The 19,290-nt window shown below is 64.0% G+C and carries 23 protein-coding genes; 19 read left to right on the top strand and 4 right to left on the bottom strand.

Annotation, left to right across the window (positions count from 1 at the left end):
* Nucleotides 1–137: 137 nt before the first annotated feature.
* The 12 genes from HZB49_RS06920 (at nt 138) to HZB49_RS06975 (ending at nt 8,313) form a co-directional block, all read left to right on the top strand.
* The gene (locus tag HZB49_RS06920) at nt 138–689 is read left to right on the top strand and encodes a carboxymuconolactone decarboxylase family protein (RefSeq protein WP_291609762.1); all 552 of its coding nucleotides are present in this window, start codon (nt 138–140) and stop codon (nt 687–689) included.
* A gap of 50 nt (nt 690–739) precedes the next feature.
* Entirely contained in the window at nt 740–1,087 is a 348-nt protein-coding gene (locus HZB49_RS06925) for a Lin0512 family protein (protein WP_291609763.1), read from the top strand.
* 108 nt (nt 1,088–1,195) lie between these two features.
* Nucleotides 1,196–1,438 carry a ribbon-helix-helix domain-containing protein gene (locus HZB49_RS06930; protein ID WP_291609764.1) on the top strand — a complete coding sequence of 81 codons (243 nt, stop codon included), beginning with the start codon at nt 1,196–1,198 and terminating at the stop codon, nt 1,436–1,438.
* Entirely contained in the window at nt 1,435–1,839 is a 405-nt protein-coding gene (locus HZB49_RS06935; protein WP_291609765.1) for a type II toxin-antitoxin system VapC family toxin, read from the top strand. The genes HZB49_RS06930 and HZB49_RS06935 overlap by 4 nt, the downstream gene beginning before the upstream one ends.
* A gap of 104 nt (nt 1,840–1,943) precedes the next feature.
* The gene (locus tag HZB49_RS06940) at nt 1,944–3,662 is read left to right on the top strand and encodes a dihydroxy-acid dehydratase (RefSeq protein ID WP_291609766.1); all 1,719 of its coding nucleotides are present in this window, start codon (nt 1,944–1,946) and stop codon (nt 3,660–3,662) included.
* A 30-nt stretch (nt 3,663–3,692) separates the two neighbouring features.
* Complete coding sequence (locus HZB49_RS06945; RefSeq protein ID WP_291609767.1) at nt 3,693–4,328, top strand: class I SAM-dependent methyltransferase; 636 nt, start codon at nt 3,693–3,695, stop codon at nt 4,326–4,328.
* Between the two features lie 114 nt (nt 4,329–4,442).
* Complete coding sequence (locus HZB49_RS06950; RefSeq protein WP_291609768.1) at nt 4,443–4,820, top strand: metalloregulator ArsR/SmtB family transcription factor; 378 nt, start codon at nt 4,443–4,445, stop codon at nt 4,818–4,820.
* Nucleotides 4,820–5,377: an SRPBCC family protein gene (locus tag HZB49_RS06955; RefSeq protein WP_291609769.1), complete on the top strand. Its 558-nt coding sequence runs from the start codon at nt 4,820–4,822 to the stop codon at nt 5,375–5,377. The genes HZB49_RS06950 and HZB49_RS06955 overlap by 1 nt, the downstream gene beginning before the upstream one ends.
* A 42-nt stretch (nt 5,378–5,419) precedes the next feature.
* Entirely contained in the window at nt 5,420–6,157 is a 738-nt protein-coding gene (locus HZB49_RS06960) for a DUF899 domain-containing protein (RefSeq protein ID WP_291609770.1), read from the top strand.
* 77 nt (nt 6,158–6,234) lie between these two features.
* Nucleotides 6,235–6,471 carry a hypothetical protein gene (locus HZB49_RS06965; RefSeq protein WP_291611121.1) on the top strand — a complete coding sequence of 79 codons (237 nt, stop codon included), beginning with the start codon at nt 6,235–6,237 and terminating at the stop codon, nt 6,469–6,471.
* A gap of 63 nt (nt 6,472–6,534) precedes the next feature.
* Complete coding sequence (locus tag HZB49_RS06970) at nt 6,535–6,954, top strand: GFA family protein (RefSeq protein ID WP_291609771.1); 420 nt, start codon at nt 6,535–6,537, stop codon at nt 6,952–6,954.
* A gap of 138 nt (nt 6,955–7,092) precedes the next feature.
* Complete coding sequence (locus tag HZB49_RS06975) at nt 7,093–8,313, top strand: MFS transporter (protein ID WP_291609772.1); 1,221 nt, start codon at nt 7,093–7,095, stop codon at nt 8,311–8,313.
* A 54-nt stretch (nt 8,314–8,367) separates the two neighbouring features.
* Here the strand turns inward: HZB49_RS06975 and HZB49_RS06980 are convergent, their stop codons facing one another.
* Nucleotides 8,368–10,761 (bottom strand): DNA/RNA non-specific endonuclease, encoded by a 2,394-nt coding sequence (locus tag HZB49_RS06980; RefSeq protein WP_291609773.1) that lies wholly within the window; start codon nt 10,759–10,761, stop codon nt 8,368–8,370.
* 214 nt (nt 10,762–10,975) lie between these two features.
* Nucleotides 10,976–11,809 (bottom strand): SDR family oxidoreductase, encoded by an 834-nt coding sequence (locus tag HZB49_RS06985; protein WP_291609774.1) that lies wholly within the window; start codon nt 11,807–11,809, stop codon nt 10,976–10,978.
* Nucleotides 11,810–11,920: 111 nt separating this feature from the next.
* Between HZB49_RS06985 and HZB49_RS06990 the strand changes: the two genes are divergently transcribed.
* Together HZB49_RS06990 and HZB49_RS06995 are read left to right on the top strand one after the other, a co-directional pair.
* Nucleotides 11,921–12,628: a glutathione S-transferase N-terminal domain-containing protein gene (locus tag HZB49_RS06990; protein WP_291609775.1), complete on the top strand. Its 708-nt coding sequence runs from the start codon at nt 11,921–11,923 to the stop codon at nt 12,626–12,628.
* A 15-nt stretch (nt 12,629–12,643) separates the two neighbouring features.
* Nucleotides 12,644–13,003, top strand: a complete 360-nt coding sequence (locus HZB49_RS06995) for an ArsC family reductase (protein ID WP_291609776.1) — start codon at nt 12,644–12,646, stop codon at nt 13,001–13,003.
* Here HZB49_RS06995 and HZB49_RS07000 read toward each other — a convergent pair.
* Together HZB49_RS07000 and HZB49_RS07005 are read right to left on the bottom strand one after the other, a co-directional pair.
* Nucleotides 13,000–13,620, bottom strand: a complete 621-nt coding sequence (locus HZB49_RS07000; RefSeq protein WP_291609777.1) for a hypothetical protein — start codon at nt 13,618–13,620, stop codon at nt 13,000–13,002. The genes HZB49_RS06995 and HZB49_RS07000 overlap by 4 nt on opposite strands.
* A gap of 8 nt (nt 13,621–13,628) precedes the next feature.
* A complete protein-coding gene (locus HZB49_RS07005) occupies nt 13,629–14,231 on the bottom strand; it encodes a PAS domain-containing protein (RefSeq protein WP_291609778.1) in 603 nt (200 codons plus the stop codon).
* Nucleotides 14,232–14,606: 375 nt separating this feature from the next.
* Here HZB49_RS07005 and HZB49_RS07010 point away from each other — a divergent pair, with 375 nt between their 5' ends.
* The 5 genes from HZB49_RS07010 to HZB49_RS07030 all read left to right on the top strand — a co-directional run bounded on the left by HZB49_RS07010 (nt 14,607) and on the right by HZB49_RS07030 (nt 19,265).
* Nucleotides 14,607–15,362 (top strand): ABC transporter ATP-binding protein, encoded by a 756-nt coding sequence (locus tag HZB49_RS07010; RefSeq protein ID WP_291609779.1) that lies wholly within the window; start codon nt 14,607–14,609, stop codon nt 15,360–15,362.
* A complete protein-coding gene (locus tag HZB49_RS07015) occupies nt 15,355–16,101 on the top strand; it encodes an ABC transporter ATP-binding protein (protein WP_291609780.1) in 747 nt (248 codons plus the stop codon). Before HZB49_RS07010 ends, HZB49_RS07015 begins: the two co-directional genes overlap by 8 nt.
* Before the next feature lie 39 nt (nt 16,102–16,140).
* Nucleotides 16,141–17,358 (top strand): ABC transporter substrate-binding protein, encoded by a 1,218-nt coding sequence (locus tag HZB49_RS07020; RefSeq protein ID WP_291609781.1) that lies wholly within the window; start codon nt 16,141–16,143, stop codon nt 17,356–17,358.
* 73 nt (nt 17,359–17,431) lie between these two features.
* On the top strand, nt 17,432–18,295 hold the full coding sequence (locus HZB49_RS07025) for a branched-chain amino acid ABC transporter permease (RefSeq protein WP_291609782.1): 864 nt from the start codon (nt 17,432–17,434) through the stop codon (nt 18,293–18,295).
* A gap of 1 nt (nt 18,296) precedes the next feature.
* A complete protein-coding gene (locus tag HZB49_RS07030) occupies nt 18,297–19,265 on the top strand; it encodes a branched-chain amino acid ABC transporter permease (protein WP_291609783.1) in 969 nt (322 codons plus the stop codon).
* The last annotated feature ends 25 nt before the right edge of the window (nt 19,266–19,290 follow it).

Consider the following 19,290-nt stretch of genomic DNA (forward strand, 5'->3'; position numbering starts at 1 on the left):
ATCCACCGCTACTGTGCATGGGATGAATTGGCGGATTACGCTTCGCTAATCCGCCCTACGGTTCTCGGGGGTTTGACAGCATCGGCAATCCCGTGTCGAATCCCGCCTTCCGGCAACACCGTCGAAGCGAGCCTTCCATGTCGCGCGTATCGATCAAGAACAGGAACGATCTGCCCGAAGCGCTGTGGCCGCTCTGGGACAAGATGACGACCTATGGCGCCTTCGAGAACCAGGCTGGCGTGATGGTGCATCGCCCGCCGATCTTTCGGCATGTCTGGTCGCTGCTGGTCGATCTCGCCGACAACGGCGTGCTGTCCAAGCGGCATCTGGAGCTGGCGCTGGTGGCCGCCTCGCAGCTCAACAAGTGCAGCTATTGCGTGTCGCATCATGCGCCGAAGCTGACGGTGCAGGGCGTGTCCGCGCAGGGCGTCGAGCGGCTGCTCGATTTTCGCGATCACCCCGAGCTCGATGAGGTGGACAGGCTGGTCGTCGAGTACACCGTCGCCGTGAACGACAACTGGACGCGCACGCGCGACGAGGTCTTCACGCGCCTTCGCAAGCATTTCTCCGAAGCCCAAATCGTCGAGTTGACCTGGCGAATCGCTCTGTGCGGGGCGTTCAACCGCTTCAGCGACGTCCTGCAGCTCGATGTCGAAGAGGGCGTTCCGGGCAGCCAGGCCGCCGAGTGAGCGCTTCGCCGGTTCGGCGGTTTTTCTGACAACAAAGACAGGGAATTGCGATGGCACGGGTGCGCTGTATCACCGAGATGGGCATGGGCGTCGACGTCCACGGCAAGGACGCCACCAAGGCGGCGAAGCGCGCGGTGTCGGATGCGATCCGCCATTCCAGCCTCGGCTTCTTCCGCATGCTGGGCAAGACCGCGAACGACATGTTCGTGGATGTCATGATCGGCGTGCCGAACCCGGACGCCGTCGACACGGCCGCGGTGGCCAAGGGACTGCCCTACGGCACGGTGAAAGTGTCGGCGGTAAAGGGCGGGCTGGAGATTCCGGCCGAGCAGGGCACGGATTCGATCCTCATTGCGAACGCCGCCGTGATCGTCAGTTTCGACGACGACAAGGGCTAGGCGTTCCACCGGAAGCGCGCGCCGCTTTTCAAGGTCCATACTTGCAGAAGCCCCGGCCTTTCGATATATAACCTATAACAGGTTATATATCGCGCATACGGTGTTGCCATGAATTTCAACCTCTATCTCGACGATAAAACCGCCAAGGAATTGGACAAAACGGCCAAGAAGCTGGGCGAGACGCGCAGCGGGTTGATCCGCAAGGCGCTGCGCGAATGGCTGGACAAGAAGGCGCTTGGCAGTCCTGGCTGGCCGTCGCCGATCCTCGAGTGGCAGGGTGTTCCCGACACGCCGCCGTTCGAATCATACCGCGGCGAATTGCTGCCACCATCTGAAGATGCCTTTTCGTGAAGTATCTCCTCGATACCAATGTGCTGAGCGGCTTTGCGCGCGGCGATCAGGCGGTGATGGCGCGACTTCGTCAGGAAGCGCCGCCGCAATTGGCAGTTTCGGTGATCACGGAGATGGAAGTCGAGTACGGGCTGTCGCGCAATCCCAACCTTGCGCCGCGTGTGCGGGAAACCATGAGGATGCTTCTGAATACGATCTCCGTCTTGCCATTCGAGCGGGAAGATGCACGCGTGGCGGCACAATTGCGCGCAAGCCTGAACAGCAAAGGTACCCCTATCGGAGCATATGACCTGTTGCTCGCCGCATGCGCGTTGAGGCGAGGCCTCAAGATCGTAACGCACAATTCGCGGGAGTTCGCTCGCGTCGGCGGGCTCGGAATTGAGGATTGGCATAGCCGGTAGATATCGGACACAGCCGGACTGCCGTCGCGAGGAATGTGCGTCGATGAAGTCTGGACGACGGCGCCCGAAGGCTTCATAGCAATCTGAAAATTCTGGAGGATGGCTTGGTACAAGACAGCAGCACCTACTGGAAGCGATCGCGCGTCGAGTTGCGCGCGGCCGGGTTCGATCCGGACCGCGCGGCGAATACCAGCGCCGTCGTCACCATCGCCAGCGCCTGGACCAATGCGCATCGCTGCAACAACCGCGTGCGCGGGATTGCCGACATGCTGGTCGAGATCCTCGGCGAACGCGGCGGGCAGGGGCTGGTGGTCGGCGCGCCCGCGGTGTCGGATGCGCTGACGCAGGGGACGCCGACGGCGGGCTACAGCCTGGTGTCGCGCGACGTCGTCGCCGATTGCATCGAGATCGGCCATTACGCCCATCACGGTGACGCCATGATCGTGATCTCCGGCTGCGACAAGACGGGTGCGGCCGCGCTGATGCCGCTGGCACGCACCAATGCGTTCGGGCTCGTGCTCTATCCCGGCACCGCTACGCCCGGCCGGGTGTCGTTCGGCGCGTGGGCCGCCAAGGGCAACAATCTCACCATCATGGATTATGCGGAGGCGCGCGCCGCCAACGAGAGCGGCCGGATCTCCGACAAGGAACTGCTCGAGGTCGAGCGCAACGTGATGCCGGGCAGCGGCACCTGCGGGGCGATGTTCACCGCCAACACGATGAGCACGATTGCGGAATCGATCGGCATGATGCTGCCGCGCGGCGCCTCGCACCCCGCCGACACCGGCGCCGGCAGCGATATCCATGCCGATGTCCGCGCCCAGGCGCGCGCCTCGGTCGAGGCGCTGTACCGGCTGATGGAGGCCGGCATCCGGCCGCGCGACATCATGACCGAGCGCGCCTTCGAGAACGCGATTGCCACCGTCTACGCCATGGGCGGCTCGACCAACATGTACCTGCATCTGCTCGCAGTCGCCCGCGAGGCGCAGGTGCCGGTCGGCATCGAGCGCATCCAGGCCGTCGGCGAGCGCATTCCGCTGCTGGTCAATCTGCAGCCGCACGGGCCCTATGCGATGGGAAGCCTGCATGCGATCGGGGGCGTGCCGATCGTGATGAAGGAGCTGTTGCGCGCCGGCCTGCTGCATGGCGACGTCATGACGGTCACCGGCAAGACGCTGGCGGAAAACCTCGCCGGGGTGCCGACGCTGGAGGAGATTCCCAGGCAGGATATCGTTTCGCCGGTGAAAAATCCCGTCGCGCCGCCCAACAACCACATCAGCGTGCTCAGGGGCAATCTCGCGCCGGAGAGCTGCCTCCTGAAACTCTCCGGCAAGACGCTGGAGAAGGGCGAATTCCGCGGCACCGCGCGCGTGTTCGAATCCGAGGCCGACACGATGGCTGCGATCCGCGCCGGCCAGATCGTGGCAGGCGACGTCATCGTCGTGCGCAATGTCGGCCCCGTCGGCGGGCCCGGCATGCCCGAGATGGTGATGCTGACGATCCAGCTGCAGGGGCGCGGCCTCGGTGAGGACGTCGCATTGATTACGGACGGCCGCTTTTCCGGCGTGTCGCACGGCATCCTGATCGGCCACATCTCGCCGGAAGCCGCACGCGGCGGCCCGATCGCGGCCGTGCAGGAAGGCGACACGATCGTAATCGATCCGAAGGCGCGGACGTTGACGCTTGACGTGAGCGATGCCGAGATCGCCCGGCGCATGGCGGGCTGGCGCGCGCCCGACCGGGCCGAGAAGGCGCGGCCGGGCTCGGTGCACGACAAGTACATCCGCCTGGTGTCATCGGCGCATTACGGCTGCGTGCTCTGAAGGCGTGCTTGAAGGGGACAAGGGACCGTCATGTTTCGGATCAAGAATGACGCGCGGTTCTGGGATCGCATGGCGCGCAAATATGCCGCCCACAAGATCGCCGATGCCGGTGGCTACGAGCGCACGCTGGAGCGGACGCGGCATTATCTCAAGGCAGATGATAAAGCGTTCGAGTTCGGATGCGGGACGGGAACGACCGCGCTGAAACTTGCGCCGTCCGTCGCGCACATCACCGCGACCGACATTTCCGGCGAAATGATCGCGATCGCGCGCGAGAAGGCGAGGGCCGAAGGCTGCGGCAACGCCACGTTCGAGGTGGTGCGGCCCGAGGCGGCGCCGTGGCCGGACGGGGCCTTCGACGTAGCCTTCGGCTTCAATGTCCTGCACCTGGCGACCGACCGCGCCGCCGTCCTCGCCAGCGTCCGTCGGCTGCTGCGGCCGGGCGGACTGTTCATTTCCAAGACGCCGTGCCTGAAGGAAATGAATCCGCTGGTGCGCGTCGCCGTGCCCCTGATGCAACTGATCGGCAAGGCGCCGCATGTGGCGTTCTTGTCCGCGGAGGAGCTGGAGCACGAGATCGCGGCGGCGGGATTCGAGATCGTCGAGCGCGCCCGCCATGGCTCGCGCGGCAAGGACGTGCGGCCGTTCATCGTGGCGAGGAAATGATGATCGATCGCATGCGGCCTGGGTGACGGCGGGAACCTGCCGCTAACGCGGCCGTGATGGACAATACTAAACCAATGGGTTGACTATCTGGCGTCTGCGTCTATATTCAACCATATGGTTGAGCTTCAGACACCGCAGATGAATGCCGTCTTTCACGCGCTCGGCGACACGACGCGGCGGCAGATGCTGCACGATCTCGCCTCCGGCGAGCGGACGGTGAGCGAGCTGGCAAAACCCTTTGCGATGTCGCTGGCGGCGGCCTCCAAGCACATCAGGGTGCTGGAAGGCGCCGGCCTGCTCCGCCGCGAGGTGAGGGGGCGCACGCATGTCTGCCGGCTCGATCCCGGGCCGCTGGCGGGCGCGCATGAATGGCTCGGCTTCTACGAGCGCTTCTGGAACGGCCGCCTCGACCTCTTGGAGCAGCTGCTCCGCGACGAGGACGTTGTCAGGGCGAAGGCCCGCAAATCGAAATCACGAAAGGGAGACGAGTGATGAACGCACCTGCAAGCCGCGATGCCCAAGGCTCGCCACGCGATGCCTATGGCACGCTGATCGAACCGACCACATTGAAGATCCAGCGGCTGCTGCCGGGGCCGATCGAGCGCGTCTGGTCCTACATCACCGACGGCGAGCTGCGCCGCAAATGGCTGGCTGCCGGCACGATGGAGATGAAGGCCGGCACGTCCTTTGAACTGGTCTGGCGCAATGACGAACTCTCCGATCCGCCCGGCAGGCGGCCGGACGGGTTCGACGAAGAGCACCGGATGGCGAGCCGCATCACCGAGCTCGATCCGCCGCGAAGAATTTCCTTCACCTGGAACAACAGCGGCGACGTCACCATCGAGCTGGAAGAAAAGGGCAAGGACGTGCTGCTGACGCTGATCCACCGGCGGCTGCCCAACCGCAACACCATGATGATGGTCGGCGCGGGCTGGCACATGCATCTCGACGTGCTGGTGGCGCGCGCCCGCGGCGAGGAGCCGCCGCCGTTCTGGGACGGCTGGCTCAAGCTCAAGCAGGACTATGACCGGCGGCTGCCGCCGGCATGAGCCGGGCAGGCCGCAACGCTCAGGAAAAACAGGAGGCTAGTCATGAATGCTAAAATCGTTTCCGCGAAGGAATGGGATGCCGCGCGCGCCAAACTGCTCGTGAAGGAAAAGGAGTTGACCCGCGCGCGCGATGCGCTCGCCGCCGAGCGCCGGCGCATGCCGTGGCAGGCGATAGAGAAGGCATATTCGTTCGACGGGCCGAAGGGAAAGGTGAGCCTGCCCGACCTGTTCGAGGGCCGCCGTCAGCTGATCGTCTACCGCGCCTTCTTCGAACCGGGCGTGCATGGCTGGCCGGAACATGCCTGCATCGGCTGTTCGATGGTGGCCGACCAGGTCTCCCATCTCGCCCATCTGCATGCGCGGGACACGACGCTCGCCTTCGCCTCGCGCGCGCCACAGTCCGACATCGCGCGGCTGAAGGCGCGGATGGGGTGGCAGCACATCCCCTGGTACACCGTCACCGACAGCTTCGATGCGGATTTCGGCGTCGATCAATGGCACGGCCACAACGCGTTCATCCGCGAGGGCGACCGCGTGTTCCGCACCTACCTCATCAACAGCCGCGGCGACGAGGCGATCGGCACCGTCTGGAGCTACCTCGACATGACCGCGCTCGGCCGTCAGGAGGCGTGGGAAGACTCGCCGGAAGGCACCTCGCAGGGCCGGCCCTACAAATGGTGGAACTGGCACGACAGCTACGTCGAGGGAGCCGCACCGGACAAGCGCTGGGTCGAGGTGTCGGACGCGGGCGAGGCCGTGCTCCCAAAGAAAAGCGGCTGATCCCGGCGCGCCAACTGCGATCATATTGGAGAGACAACATGAACGATGCCCCTGCCGGCATGCACGGCCGCGAGGCCATGCGTGAAGATGGCAGCGGCCTGGCGAGGAGCGCAGCCGACTGGCTGTACCTCGCGGCCACGCCGACCTTCGCCATCATGGGGCTGCTGACGGGCGTGCTGGGCGGCGGAACGGCGGATGCGCTGTGCTCGGTCGCCGGAGCGTCGGTGCTGAGCGGAATGCTGCCGATGTATCTGCTGATGAGCGCCTTCCACTCGGCACCCTGGCTGAAGCTGATCGCGGCTCGGCGATGCTGATCCCGCGTTCGAGGTCGATATGGCCCCCCTGCTTTTTTCAATACACTTCATCGAAAGGACAACATGAGCAACGCCTTTGCCGGCGGATGCGCCTGTGGCGCGATCCGCTATGAAATCTCCGCCGAACCGGTCTTCATGAATGATTGCCAGTGCCGCGATTGCCAGCAGGCGAGCGGCACCGGGCATGGCTCCTATCTGACCTTTGCCAGCCGGAAGGCCGTCAAGCTGGCGGGGAAGGCGACGCACTGGGACCTGGTCGCCGACAGCGGCAATGTGAAGACGCGCGGCTTCTGCCCAAGCTGCGGTGCGCCGGTCTATCTCACGTTCGCGGCGATGCCCGATCTGTTCACCGTCCATGCCGCGAGCCTCGATGATCCCGCCCGGTTCAAGCCGCAGGCGGCGACGTATCGCGCGCGGGGCCACGATTGGGACCATGTCGATCCCGCCTTGCCGCAATTCGACAAGATGCCGCCCGCCGGGTGACTGCTTCTCGTCATGCCCGGGCTCGTCCCGGCCATGACGAAGGGCTTACGAAGCGGTGACATTTTTTTCCGGGCCGGCGTGTCGTCTCTCGCTTTCCTCATTCGTCCTGTGTGCCGAGAGCAGGAACGGAGAAGAAGAATGAACGGTTCAAACTATCGCTGGGTCATCGTCGCCGCGGGCGGCTTGCTGGGCTGCGTCGCCATCGGCGGCATGTTTTCGCTGCCGGTGCTGTTGCAGCCGATCGCGCGGGATACCGGCTGGTCGGTGGCGGGCATTTCTAGCGCCATGACCATCGGCTTTCTCGCGATGGCGTTCGCCAGCATGATCTGGGGCACCTTGTCGGACCGATTCGGGCCGCTGCCGGTGGTGCTGACGGGATCGATCGTCATCGCAGCCTCGCTGGCGCTGGCGAGCCGCGCCACCTCGCTGATCGAGTTCCAGCTGCTGTTCGGCCTGCTGGTGGGGGCGGCGACGGCCGCGATCTTCGTGCCGATGATGGCGACCGTCACCGGCTGGTTCGACACCCATCGCAGCCTCGCGGTGTCGCTGGTCTCCGCCGGCATGGGTATGGCGCCGATGACGATGTCGCCGCTGGCGGCCTGGCTCGTCTCCCGCCATGACTGGCGGACGACGATGCTGATCCTGGCCGGGATCGTCGCAGCCATCATGATCCCGGTATCGCTGCTGCTGCGCCGGCCGCCGGCGCTGGCCGGAGGCGCCGCTGCCTCCGGCGACGCCGGGCCGCAACCGGAAATGTCGCGCGCGGAAGCGCTCAGGTCGCCGCAATTCATCATCCTGCTCGCCACCAACTTCTTCTGCTGCGCCACGCATTCCGGTCCGATCATCCACACCGTGAGCTACGCCATCAGCTGCGGCATTCCCCTGATCGCCGCCGTGTCGATCTACAGCGTGGAGGGGCTGGCGGGACTGTTCGGCCGCATCGGTTTCGGCCTGCTCGGCGACCACTTCGGCGCCAAGCGGGTGCTGGTGATCGGGCTATTGATGCAGGCGTTCGGCGCGCTGGCCTATGTGTTCGTGCGCGAGCTCGCCGCCTTCTATGCCGTCGCCGTCCTGTTCGGCTTCATCTATGCCGGGGTGATGCCGCTCTATGCGGTGCTGGTGCGCGAAAACTTCCCGTTGCGCATGCTGGGCACGGTGATGGGAGGCATTGCGATGGCCGGCAGCCTCGGCATGGCGACCGGCCCGGTCGCGGGCGGCCTGATCTACGACACCTTCGCCAGCTACGCCTGGCTCTATATCGGCGCCTGGGGCATGGGCATCGGTGCATTCTTGATGATGATGCTATTCCGGCCGTTCCCGAAGCCGCAGGCGCAGGCGGTGCCGGCAGCGCTGGCTTGAGAATGCGTTGCGGGAGGCCACCGCTCACGGAGGAGCGGTGGCCGACTTCCCGCGCTATTTCCTCTTCTTGCTCGCTCGTCTTACGGTTCGCTTTCTTGCCGAGCCCCGGCGGCCGCTGTTGCGCCTCCGCGGGCGCTTCAGAACGGATTCGTCCGCATCGATAGCCGGCGAGAGCCCTTCCTGGCCGGCGCGGACGTCGGCGTCGCGGACTTGCTTTCCGAAATCGAGCTTGGTCAGTCGCTCAATTTCGGCAACGGTGGTGAGAAACTCCGAAACGCGCGACAACTCCTCCGGATCGCCAAATGCCTCGGCGAGTTCGGCGCCCTCCGGTACACCCTTGGTCAGCTTGTCGAGCACCGGCTTCTGATTGGCGATGACGGCGATGGCGTGCAACTCGTCGTCTTCCGCCCAGATTGCGATCTTCCAGAAGCGGACCGGGACCTTGGAGTCCTGTCGGTACGGAATATCATTCCGGTCGTCGAACACGCATCCCGCAAAAATGCACACGCGTTGCCGCATCGTCAGCGCATTGCGCAGGACATAGGTTTCAAGGGCGCGCCAGCGCAGCTTTCCTTTTACGCCAGGCGCGTTGTCTGGGCTACCCTGGTTGAAGAAGCCAAGCTGCGGCACCGCGTTGGTATAGAAAAAGGTGTCGGCTTCGGCGGCGACGGCCTGGTCTTCCGTTCCCCACGCCGGGTCACTGCGCAAGGTGAGGTGCCCCTTCTGGAACATGCGCGCAGTCCGTTTCATCGAAGCCTTTGCGAAAGCGCTCTTCTTGCTTTTTGGCGCGTCGCGACCCGGCGAAACGGGCTTGGGGAAGCCTGGGACCTCCTGGTCGCTGTAGAATTCAACCCCCATCTGGTCGTCTTCGACACGCGGGTCGCTCTGGAAGTCATCGGATGACTCCGCCCCACCCATCGACTCCAGGTCCATATCCGACGGCCTCGAAGCCTTCTTGACCTCCTTCGTTCTGCGATTGATGGCAAAAAGCCGGCTGCCGTCGACGTTGCAGGCGGTCAAGGCCGCCAGCTTGCGATCCGCATTCATGAAGATCGAGAAGTGGTGATAGCGCAACTCGTGGCGATCCTCGCCGCGTCCGGCCTCGCGGTTGACGGCGAGATTGTACGGTACTGAGTCAAAGCTCGGCAGCGGAACGTTGAAGCCGCGAATGAAGCCCGGCTCGTAGCCACCGCGGTCGGAGAAGTCGACACTGGCACGTTCGGCACCGGCGATGGGAGCCGCCGGTGGGGGCAGGGAGGCCGGAGGCTGGGGCGTAACCAGATTCGCCGCGGCCGGACTGGCGAGCGGTGCGCGAACGCTGATTTCAACCGGAAAGGTCCAGGTCATCGATCCATCGCCGTTGATCCGCGGCTGGTCGCTGCGTCCAAGGGCCTCGCCCCCGGCCGGCACCGTGCTTTCGGGACGAATGGGGCCTGGGCGCTGGACGCCGTCCCACATCGCGAGCAGCCTGGCGACCGCCTGCGATGTGGCCGGCTCGAGGCCGGCGACGCGGCCGCGCAACGCGCGGACGATCGCGCTGATCCGTATCCCTTCGTTGATCTCCTGCGGCAACGGCCGTCCGTCCGTGCCCTTGATCTCCAACCCCGGCCCGCCCCAATGGTGCAGCGCGATCGGATCCCAGTCGTTGTTGCAGACCGGTGAGCCGGAAGAGCCGTGGTCGGTGTCGGCGAGATAATGCAGCACCTGGTTCGTCTCGTCCCGCGACACCAGGTTGTTCTCGCGCACGACGATCTGCTTCAGTCTGCCCTGCGGATGCTGGATGATGTTGGCGATCTCGCCCAGCATGTGCTTGTCGGTCGCGTCCGACAGCGGGATGTAGCCGAACCTGTCGATCGTCTTCGTGCCGCTGACGCGCTCGCCGATTGCGATCAAGGTGAAGTCGAGTTGCCGGATCGGATCCGAGGCAAAACAGCGCCCTGGGTCGAGCGTGAACACCGTGATCGGACGATTGCTGCCGGCATCGTCAGCCTCGAAATCGAATTCGACGAACATTTGACCGGCTTGCTCTGCCGTTGTGATGACGTGGTTGTTGGTCAGGAAAATACCCGGTCCGACCAGAAAGCCGGTGCCTTGCGCCCGGCCGGAGCGAAACCGGACACGACCGACCGCGTTGGCGGCGAGGCGCCCGCGGGAGAGAAACTCGACCCCGACGAAATCGATCGTTGGCCCGATAACGGCTTCCGCCCCGCCACGCTTGCGTTCCACCTGATTGGCAGTTTTCGAGATCATGTCGGAAATGGCGGTGCAGTCCTGGACGGAGAGACCGGTTTTGCGGGTGATGCGCTCGACCCGCCGGTCCTCCTCAGGTTCGGCTCCGAGCGGATTGCCGGCACTGATTTGCTTGAGCGAATTCTGTATCTGCTTCTTGTTCTTGGCGATGCGTGCTCTGGCAAGTCCTTCGATTATCTGATCGACATCCTCGGGCATGGTCATAACTCCATAACAAGGAAAATTGACGGCCGGGTTCAGGTCCCGGAAAATCGGTTCGGTCGGGCAACGGCATCTTCAGGTTGCCGTCTCGCAATGGATCGCTTTTACACGAAAAGGTTGCATTCCACCAGAGCGACGTGGTGCGACCCGATTACGACCATCGATCGCGCGGCGCAGCAGTTCGACAGTCTCGTGTGAAATCCGCTAGCGGCTACTCTCCGCCGAAATATTCCGGCTTGCCCGTGGTCCAGGTCTCGCCCCAGTGCTGGCCGCCGCCGTCGACCGTCAACGTCTCACCTGTGATGTATTTTCCGGAAGCTGCCGAAAGGTAGACGCAGGCCTCGGCGATGTCCCACGCAGATCCGACGCGCATCATGGGGTTGGAGCGCGGATAGGCCGCACGCGCCTCCGCCGAGTAGACCTCCCATCCCCCGGTTTCGATGAGCCCGGGGGCGATGCAGTTGACGCGGATGTCGAGCGGCGCCCATTCGACCGCCACCGCGCGCGACAGGCCGACGACACCGCTTCGCGCGGCGATGGTGTGGGCGATGCCGTAGAGGCCGTGCGTCGTCACCACGACGATGTTGACGATGCTGCCGGGAGCTTTTCGCGCGCGCCAGCCCTGGGCTGCGGCCTGCATCATGTACCAGGTGCCGTTGAGGTTGGTGTTGATGACGGCGTTCCAGCCCTTGACCGAGAAATCGATCGCCGGTTGCGGAAATTGCCCGCCGGCGCTGTTGACGAGGATGTCGAGGCGGCCGTGCTCGTCCCAGACCTTGTCGAACAGGGCTGCGACCGCATCCGGCTCGCGGATATCCACCGCATGCGCCGAGGCCTTCAGGCCGTGGCCGACGAGATGCGTGACGAGCAGGTCGAGCTTGGTCTGGTCGCGCCCCGTCAGCACCACATGCGCGCCGAGCCGCGCGAACAGCCAGGCGATGGCGCGGCCGATGCCGCCGGCGCCGCCGGAGATCAGCGCCACCTGGTTCTTCAGTGCGTCCGCGGCATAGACCGTCGGGTGCGTCGAAAGATCGTGGTCGTTCAAGTCCGGTTTCTGGCCGTGATCCATTTGCTCGCTGCGACCCTTGCGGCTTGTGGCAACGTCCGTACATTACCCTCAGCAGGGGCCAAGCCAAGAAGAGATAAACGAACAGACATGACGTCCGACCTGTCCGCCTTTCCCATCACCAATCGCTGGCCTGCAAGCCATCCCGACCGCCTCCAGCTCTACTCGCTGCCGACGCCGAACGGCGTCAAGGTGTCGATCATGCTGGAAGAGGTGGGACTGCCCTACGAGGTCCATCTCGTCGACTTCAACAAGGACGACCAGAAGACGCCGGAATTCCTGTCGCTGAACCCCAACGGCAAGATCCCCGCGATCCTCGATCCCGATGGCCCCGGCGGCAAACCGCTGCCGCTGTTCGAGTCCGGCGCGATCCTGCACTACCTCGCGGAGAAGACCGGCAGGCTGCTGCCGGTTGACGGCGCACGGCGCTGGCAGGCGATCCAGTGGGTGCATTTCCAGATGGGCGGCATCGGGCCGATGTTCGGCCAGGTCGGCTTCTTCCACAAATTTGCGGGCCGCGAATACGAGGACAAGCGTCCGCTGCAGCGCTATGTCAACGAATCCAGGCGCCTGCTCGGTGTGATGGAAGCCCATCTTGCGGGCCGGCAGTGGTTTCTGGACGACGAATACAGCATCGCCGACATTTCCATGCTCGGCTGGGTGCGCAACCTGATCGGCTTTTATGGCGCGCGCGAACTCGTTGCCTTCGACGAGTTCGACAACGCCGCCGCCTGGCTCGAGCGGGGGCTGGCGCGGCCGGCGGTGCAGCGCGGGCTGCAGATTCCAATGCGAACTTAAGCGAGAGGCGGGGCAATGGCGACCATCTACGGCATCAAGAACTGCGACACCATGAAGAAGGCCCGCGCCTGGCTCGACGCAAAGGGCGTGGCCTACGACTTCCACGATTACAAGGTCGCAGGGATCGCGAAGGAAAAGCTGAAGGGCTGGAGCGACAAGGTCGGCTGGGAAACCCTGCTCAACCGTGCCGGCACAACGTTCAAGAAGCTGCCCGACGGCGACCGCGAAGGCATCACCGAAAAGAAGGCGCTGGCCCTGATGCTGGCGCAGCCGTCGATGATCAAGCGGCCGGTGCTGGAACTCGGCGGCAAGCTGGTGGTCGGCTTCAAGCCGGAGATCTACGAGAAGCAAGTCGGCAAGGGCAAGAAGGGTTAGAGTTCGACCACGTCGTTGGAGGCGCGAGGCTCTGCCGGCGCGGTTGCGACGGCGAGGTCGATGACCGCCTGAACGAGGATGAGCGGTACGCTGCTGGCCTGCAGACCCATCAGGTTATTGACCTTGAAGCCGCCCTCTATGCTGATGGCCTTGAATGAGCCTACCATCTGTTCGACTCGATTCCCGAAGCCGAATGGCAGCAGCAACCGCTCGTAGGAGACGTCCTTGCCGTCGGCATCCTGGACAGTGGACACCGAATAGATCGGCCGGCGATGCCGCACGCAGGCAAGATAGGACGGCACCACGCGGGCATAGCGTTCCGGGCCGATCGCATCGTGCAGATAGCGATTGGTCCGCTTCGCCGGCTCGATATGTTCATTGCCGTAGGTTGCAGTAAGGCGCGCGCCTTCCTGCTTGATGACGAAGCGGGCGTCTTCGCCGTCGTCCTCGACGTCATATCCCATCATGTCGGGCAGCTCGCCCTTGACGTCGCCGGGGTCGAAATCAACCAGCAAGGGCAGCGGCTGATGCGTCCGCGCCGCGCGCAGCCAAGCATTGAGCAGGACGCGCTGCATGATGTTGCGGACGACGGAAGGGTCAGCGCTCTTGAAGTCCATCGCGATATCTAGCCGAATTCCAGCAGGTCGCCGGAGGGAATACGCCCTGGCAGCCGGTGGAACAGGTCGCGGTCGATGATGGTACGCAGTTTCGGCACCGGCAGCGTGTCGTTGCCGCGCATCAGGTTCTTGATCTCGAAGCCGCCGTCCTCGCTGATGGTCTTCAGCGATGCGATGATATGCGTGACCCCCCGGCCATCCGAGAACGGCAAGAGCAGTCGCTCATAGGCGACGATGCGGCCGTAGATGTCGTCGATATGAGCGATGGTGTAGGCGGGCAGGGCGCGCCGGATACACTCGTAATAAACCGGCATCACGATCGGGGCGAGGCGGGGACCGAGATACTGGTCGAGCGGGCGACCCTTGCCGGTGTGGCCATAGGCGCTCGACATCCGCGTGCCGTCGCTGTCGATGATCAGGCGCGGCGGCTTCTGCGTGGTATCGACGGTGTAGTAGACGAGGTCCGGAAGTTCCTCCTCGATGCGCGCCGGCTGGTATTCCGCCATGGCAGGCAGTTTCTGGTCCCGGGCATATAGCCGCAGCCAGGTATTGAGCAGGTCACGCTGCTTGATCGATTTGACGACCGTCGGATTTGCGCTTTCGAAGTCCATGCCCCTACCGCCCGCCTTGAAAGCAAAACGCTGAAGCTTGCGATGGAAGGCCAAATTTTTGATGAAGGTAAGGGATTGCTGCCAAACAGCCTTAAGAAAGGCTTTCCGTCCCCCGAAACCGGGCCACACATCGCAGCATTGCCGCCGCGGGCCCGTGGCAGGTACCCGACAAATGGCCGCCGCGCCGGCCGCCGCGGCAAGGGGGCCGGCACCCTGTCTTTCCGCCTTGCCTAACCGGCTAGGATGACGGCATATTCCGCCCCCGGAGGCGGCCGGTCCGTGACGTTGCAAGACGTCCGGGAGAACCAGCCGGCAGAAAGATAATTGGCCAGGCGCGCGCGGACCTCGCGACGACGGCCAATGGGGGAAGTTTGTTTGGCCGATGAGTTCATTCTCGAAACCCACGGATTGACCAAGGAGTTCGCGGGGTTTTTCGCCGTTCGCGATGTCTCTCTGAAAGTCCGCCGGGGTTCCATTCATGCGTTGATCGGTCCGAACGGGGCCGGCAAGACGACGTGTTTCAACCTCCTGACCAAGTTCCTGCAGCCGACGGCTGGCCAGATCCTCTACAAGGGGCATGACATCACCGCGATGAAGCCGGCGGACGTCGCCCGGCTCGGGCTGGTGCGCTCGTTCCAGATCTCGGCGGTGTTTCCGCATCTGACTGCGCTCGAGAACGTGCGGGTGGCGCTGCAACGCCAGCACGGCCATTCCTTCGACTTCTGGCGCTCCAAATCGGTGCTGGACCGCTTCAATTCCAAGGCGCTGGAACTGCTCAATGACGTGGGCCTCAGCGAATTCGCCAAGACGCCGGCGGTGGAGATGCCCTACGGCCGCAAGCGCGCGCTGGAGATCGCCACCACGCTCGCGCTCGATCCCGAAATGATGCTGCTGGACGAGCCGATGGCCGGCATGGGCCATGAGGACATCGACAAGATCGCGGCGCTGATCAAGCGCATCTCGGCGAAATACACCATCCTGATGGTCGAGCATAATCTGAGCGTGGTCGCCAACCTCTCCGACATCATCACCGTGCTGACGCGCGGACAGGTGCTTGCCGAGGGCAACTATGCAGAACTGACCAAGGACGAGCGCGTCAAGGAAGCCTATCTGGGAGCCGGTCATGCCTGAGGTGATGACTGCAGCCAAACCGGCCGCGAAGGCGGGCGGCGCGCAGGTATTGTCGGTCAAGGATTTGCAGGCCTGGTACGGCGAATCGCACATCCTGCACGGCATCAATTTCCATGTGAACGAAGGCGAGGTGGTGACGCTGCTCGGGCGCAATGGCGCCGGCAAGACCAGCACGCTGAAGTCGGTGATGGGCATCATCGGCAAGCGCACCGGAACGATTCAGTTCAACGGCAAGGACATCTCGCGGGCGTCGTCCGACAGCATCGCGCGGCTCGGCGTGGCCTTCTGCCCGGAGGAGCGCGGCATCTTTGCCAGCCTCGATGTGCGGGAAAACCTGCTGCTGCCGCCGATCGTCGCCAGCGGCGGTCTCTCGCTCGATCAGATCTTCGAGCTGTTCCCGAACCTGAAGGACCGGCTCGGCAGCCAGGGCACCAAGCTTTCCGGCGGCGAGCAGCAGATGCTGGCGATCGCCCGCATCCTGCGCACCGGCGCGCGCTTCCTGATGCTGGACGAGCCGACGGAGGGACTGGCGCCCGTCATCATCCAGCAGATCGGTCACACCATTGCGCGGCTGAAGAAGGAGGGCTTCACCATCCTCCTTGTCGAGCAGAACTTCCGCTTCGCGTCCACCGTCGCGGACCGCTACTACGTCGTTGAGCACGGCAAGGTGATCGACGGTTTTGCCAATTCGGAGCTCGAAGCCAACATGGACAAGCTCCACACCTATCTCGGCGTCTGAACGACGATAATCACTCCAGGCAGATCCAAGGGAGATACAATGAAACAGAAGCTCTCGAAACTCCTTCTCGGCACGGCGCTTTCGCTCGTTGCCGCCACCGGCGCCTTTGCGCAGGACAAGACCATCAAGATCGGCGTGCTCACCGACAATTCCGGTCTCTATGCCGACCTCGGCGGCCCGGGCTCGACGCTCGCGGCGCAGATGGCGGTCGAGGATGCGGGCCTCGCCGGCAAGGGCTGGAAGGTCGACGTTGTCTCAGCCGACCACCAGAACAAGCCCGACATCGGCACCAACGTCGCGCGCCAGTGGCTCGACGTCGAAAAGGTCGACGTATTCGTGGACGTCCTGAACTCCGGCGTTGCGCTGGCGGTCAGCAATCTCGTCAAGGAGAAGAACGCCGTCCTGATCGACACCGGCGCGGCGACGTCGGACCTTACCGGCAAGGCCTGCACGCCGAACACCATTCACTGGGTCTATGACACCTACATGCTGGCCAACAGCACCGGCCAGGCGCTGGTGAAGGCCGGCGGCGATAGCTGGTACTTCCTCACCGCAGACTATGCGTTCGGCCACGCGCTGGAGCGTGACACCGCGGCGGTCGTGACCAAGTCGGGCGGCAAGGTGGTCGGCACGGTCCGGCATCCGCTCAACACCGCGGACTTCTCCTCGTTCCTGCTGCAGGCGCAGGCCTCCAAGGCGAAGATCATCGGCATGGCGAACGCCGGCGGCGACACCACCAACACCATCAAGCAGGCGGCCGAGTTCGGCATCGTCTCCGGCGGCCAGAAGCTCGCCGGCCTGCTGCTGTTCCTCCCGGACGTCCACGCTCTCGGCCTCAAGGTGGCGCAGGGACTGAACTTCACCGAGACCTTCTACTGGGACCTCAACGACGGCACGCGCACCTTCTCCAAGCGCTTCTCCGAGCGCATGAAGAACAAGGCGATGCCTTCGATGATCCAGGCCGGCGTCTATTCCGGCCTGATCCACTATTTCAAGGCGCTGGAAGCGATGGGCGGCAACCCGCATGACGGCGCCAAGGTGGTGGCCAAGATGAAGGAAATGCCGACCGACGATCCGCTGTTCGGCAAGGGCTCGATCCGCATCGACGGCCGCAAGATCCACCCGGCCTATCTGTTCGAGGTCAAGACGCCCGCCGAATCCAAGGGGCCGTGGGACTATTACAAGCTGGTCGGCACCACGCCGGCCGACCAGGCTTTCCGCCCGCTGTCGGAAGGCGCCTGCCCGCTGGTGAAGTAAGAAGGGAAGGGCACCCGCCGGCTGATGGCCGGCGGGTGCCGTCCGCAACTCAGAGTTTGCGAAAGATCGATCGATGCAAGCCCTCTATGCTCAGCTTCTGGTGGGACTGATCAACGGCTCGTTCTACGCGCTGTTGAGTCTCGGCCTTGCCGTGATCTTCGGCATGCTCAACATCATCAATTTCGCGCATGGCGCGCTCTACATGATGGGCGCGTTTTGCGCCTATTTCCTGCTCAATCTCCTGGGCATCGGTTACTGGTGGGCGCTGATCATCGCGCCGATCGCCGTCGGCATTTTCGGCATGATCCTGGAGCGGACCATGCTGCAGTGGCTGACCGGTCTCGACCATCTCTACGGTCTCTTGCTCACCTTCGGCATCGCGCTGATCGTGCAGGGCCTGTTCCAGAACTATTTCGGCTCGTCGGGCCTGCCTTACGCGATCCCGGACGAGTTGAGGGGCGGCATGAATCTCGGCTTCATGTTCCTGCCGATCTATCGCGGCTGGGTCGTCGTATTCTCGCTGGTGGTGTGCCTGGCCACCTGGTTCCTGATCGAGAAGACGCGGCTTGGCGCCAATCTGCGCGCCGCTACCGAAAACCCGACGCTGGTGCGCGCCTTCGGCATCAACGTGCCCCGCATGATCACGCTCACCTACGGCCTCGGCGTTGGCCTTGCCGCGCTTGCCGGCGTGCTGTCGGCGCCGATCAACCAGGTCCGCCCGCTGATGGGCGCCGACCTCATCATCGTCGTGTTCGCCGTGGTCGTGATCGGCGGCATGGGTTCCATCATGGGCTCCATCATCACCGGCTTTGCGCTCGGGGTGATCGAGGGCCTGACCAAATACTTTTATCCCGAGGCCTCCAACACCGTCGTATTCGTGCTGATGGTGCTGGTGCTGCTGATAAAGCCGACGGGACTGACTGGACGGGCGGCCTGACATGAGCGCAATGACCGACGACACCCTGCCGGCATCGCCGCGCACCCTTCGCGACGAGATGATCGTATTCGCGGCGATGGCGGTGCTGCTGGCGATCGTGCCTGCGACCGGCATCTATCCGTTCTTCGTGATGCAGGCGCTGTGTTTCGCGCTGCTTGCCTGCGCGTTCAACCTCCTGATCGGCTTCGGCGGCCTGCTGTCGTTCGGCCACGCGATGTTCCTGGGCACGGCCGGCTATTTCACCGCGCATGCGTTGAAGGAGTGGGGCGTCTCGCCCGAGATCGGCATCGTGATCGGCACCGCCGGCGCGGCTGCGCTCGGCCTCATCACCAGTTATGTCTCGATCCGCCGCCAGGGCATCTATTTCTCGATGATCACGCTGGCGCTGTCGCAGCTCCTGTACTTCATCTACCTGCAGGCGCCGTTCACCCATGGCGAGGACGGCATCCAGGGCATTCCGCAGGGCATGATGTTCGGCTTCATCAACCTGTCGAACCCGACGGTGCTCTACTATGTCGTGCTGGCCGGGTTCCTCGGCGGCTTCCTCCTGATCTTCCGCACCATCAACTCGCCGTTCGGCGAGGTGCTGAAGGCGATCCGCGAGAACGAACCGCGCGCGATCTCGCTCGGCTACAAGACCGACCAGTACAAGCTGCTCGCTTTCATCCTGTCCGGCACGCTCGCCGGTTTTGCGGGATCGCTGAAGGTGTTCGTGGCGCAGAATGCCTCGCTCACCGACGTGCACTGGTCGATGTCCGGCGAAATCGTGCTGATGACGCTGGTCGGCGGCCTCGGCACCATCTTCGGCCCCGTGGTGGGTGCCTTCGTCATCATCGCCATGCAGCAATATCTTGCCGGTTTCGGCCAGTGGGTGACGGTGATCCAGGGCGTGATTTTCGTCGCCTGCGTGCTGACCTTCCGGCGCGGCATCGTCGGCGAGATCGGCCACTATTTCCGCCGGTCGCTGTAAGCGCCGGTTTTCAGGGCGATTTTGC

This window comes from Bradyrhizobium sp. (assembly GCF_016219575.1).
In the GTDB taxonomy this organism is placed as follows: domain Bacteria; phylum Pseudomonadota; class Alphaproteobacteria; order Rhizobiales; family Xanthobacteraceae; genus Bradyrhizobium.

Bases quoted from the DNA above. Each gene is read 5' to 3' on its own strand.
- HZB49_RS06990 (WP_291609775.1), top strand. From the start codon at position 11,921: ATGACGTCCGACCTGTCCGCCTTTCCCATCACCAATCGCTGGCCTGCA.
- HZB49_RS06925 (WP_291609763.1), top strand. From the start codon at position 740: ATGGCACGGGTGCGCTGTATCACCGAGATGGGCATGGGCGTCGACGTC.
- HZB49_RS07020 (WP_291609781.1), top strand. From the start codon at position 16,141: ATGAAACAGAAGCTCTCGAAACTCCTTCTCGGCACGGCGCTTTCGCTC.
- HZB49_RS07015 (WP_291609780.1), top strand. From the start codon at position 15,355: ATGCCTGAGGTGATGACTGCAGCCAAACCGGCCGCGAAGGCGGGCGGC.
- HZB49_RS06965 (WP_291611121.1), top strand. From the start codon at position 6,235: ATGCGTGAAGATGGCAGCGGCCTGGCGAGGAGCGCAGCCGACTGGCTG.
- HZB49_RS07000 (WP_291609777.1), bottom strand. From the start codon at position 13,620: ATGGACTTCAAGAGCGCTGACCCTTCCGTCGTCCGCAACATCATGCAG.
- HZB49_RS06975 (WP_291609772.1), top strand. From the start codon at position 7,093: ATGAACGGTTCAAACTATCGCTGGGTCATCGTCGCCGCGGGCGGCTTG.
- HZB49_RS06995 (WP_291609776.1), top strand. From the start codon at position 12,644: ATGGCGACCATCTACGGCATCAAGAACTGCGACACCATGAAGAAGGCC.
- HZB49_RS06955 (WP_291609769.1), top strand. From the start codon at position 4,820: ATGAACGCACCTGCAAGCCGCGATGCCCAAGGCTCGCCACGCGATGCC.
- HZB49_RS06970 (WP_291609771.1), top strand. From the start codon at position 6,535: ATGAGCAACGCCTTTGCCGGCGGATGCGCCTGTGGCGCGATCCGCTAT.
- HZB49_RS06920 (WP_291609762.1), top strand. From the start codon at position 138: ATGTCGCGCGTATCGATCAAGAACAGGAACGATCTGCCCGAAGCGCTG.
- HZB49_RS06945 (WP_291609767.1), top strand. From the start codon at position 3,693: ATGTTTCGGATCAAGAATGACGCGCGGTTCTGGGATCGCATGGCGCGC.
- HZB49_RS06950 (WP_291609768.1), top strand. From the start codon at position 4,443: ATGGTTGAGCTTCAGACACCGCAGATGAATGCCGTCTTTCACGCGCTC.
- HZB49_RS07005 (WP_291609778.1), bottom strand. From the start codon at position 14,231: ATGGACTTCGAAAGCGCAAATCCGACGGTCGTCAAATCGATCAAGCAG.
- HZB49_RS07025 (WP_291609782.1), top strand. From the start codon at position 17,432: ATGCAAGCCCTCTATGCTCAGCTTCTGGTGGGACTGATCAACGGCTCG.
- HZB49_RS06960 (WP_291609770.1), top strand. From the start codon at position 5,420: ATGAATGCTAAAATCGTTTCCGCGAAGGAATGGGATGCCGCGCGCGCC.
- HZB49_RS07030 (WP_291609783.1), top strand. From the start codon at position 18,297: ATGAGCGCAATGACCGACGACACCCTGCCGGCATCGCCGCGCACCCTT.
- HZB49_RS06980 (WP_291609773.1), bottom strand. From the start codon at position 10,761: ATGCCCGAGGATGTCGATCAGATAATCGAAGGACTTGCCAGAGCACGC.
- HZB49_RS06930 (WP_291609764.1), top strand. From the start codon at position 1,196: ATGAATTTCAACCTCTATCTCGACGATAAAACCGCCAAGGAATTGGAC.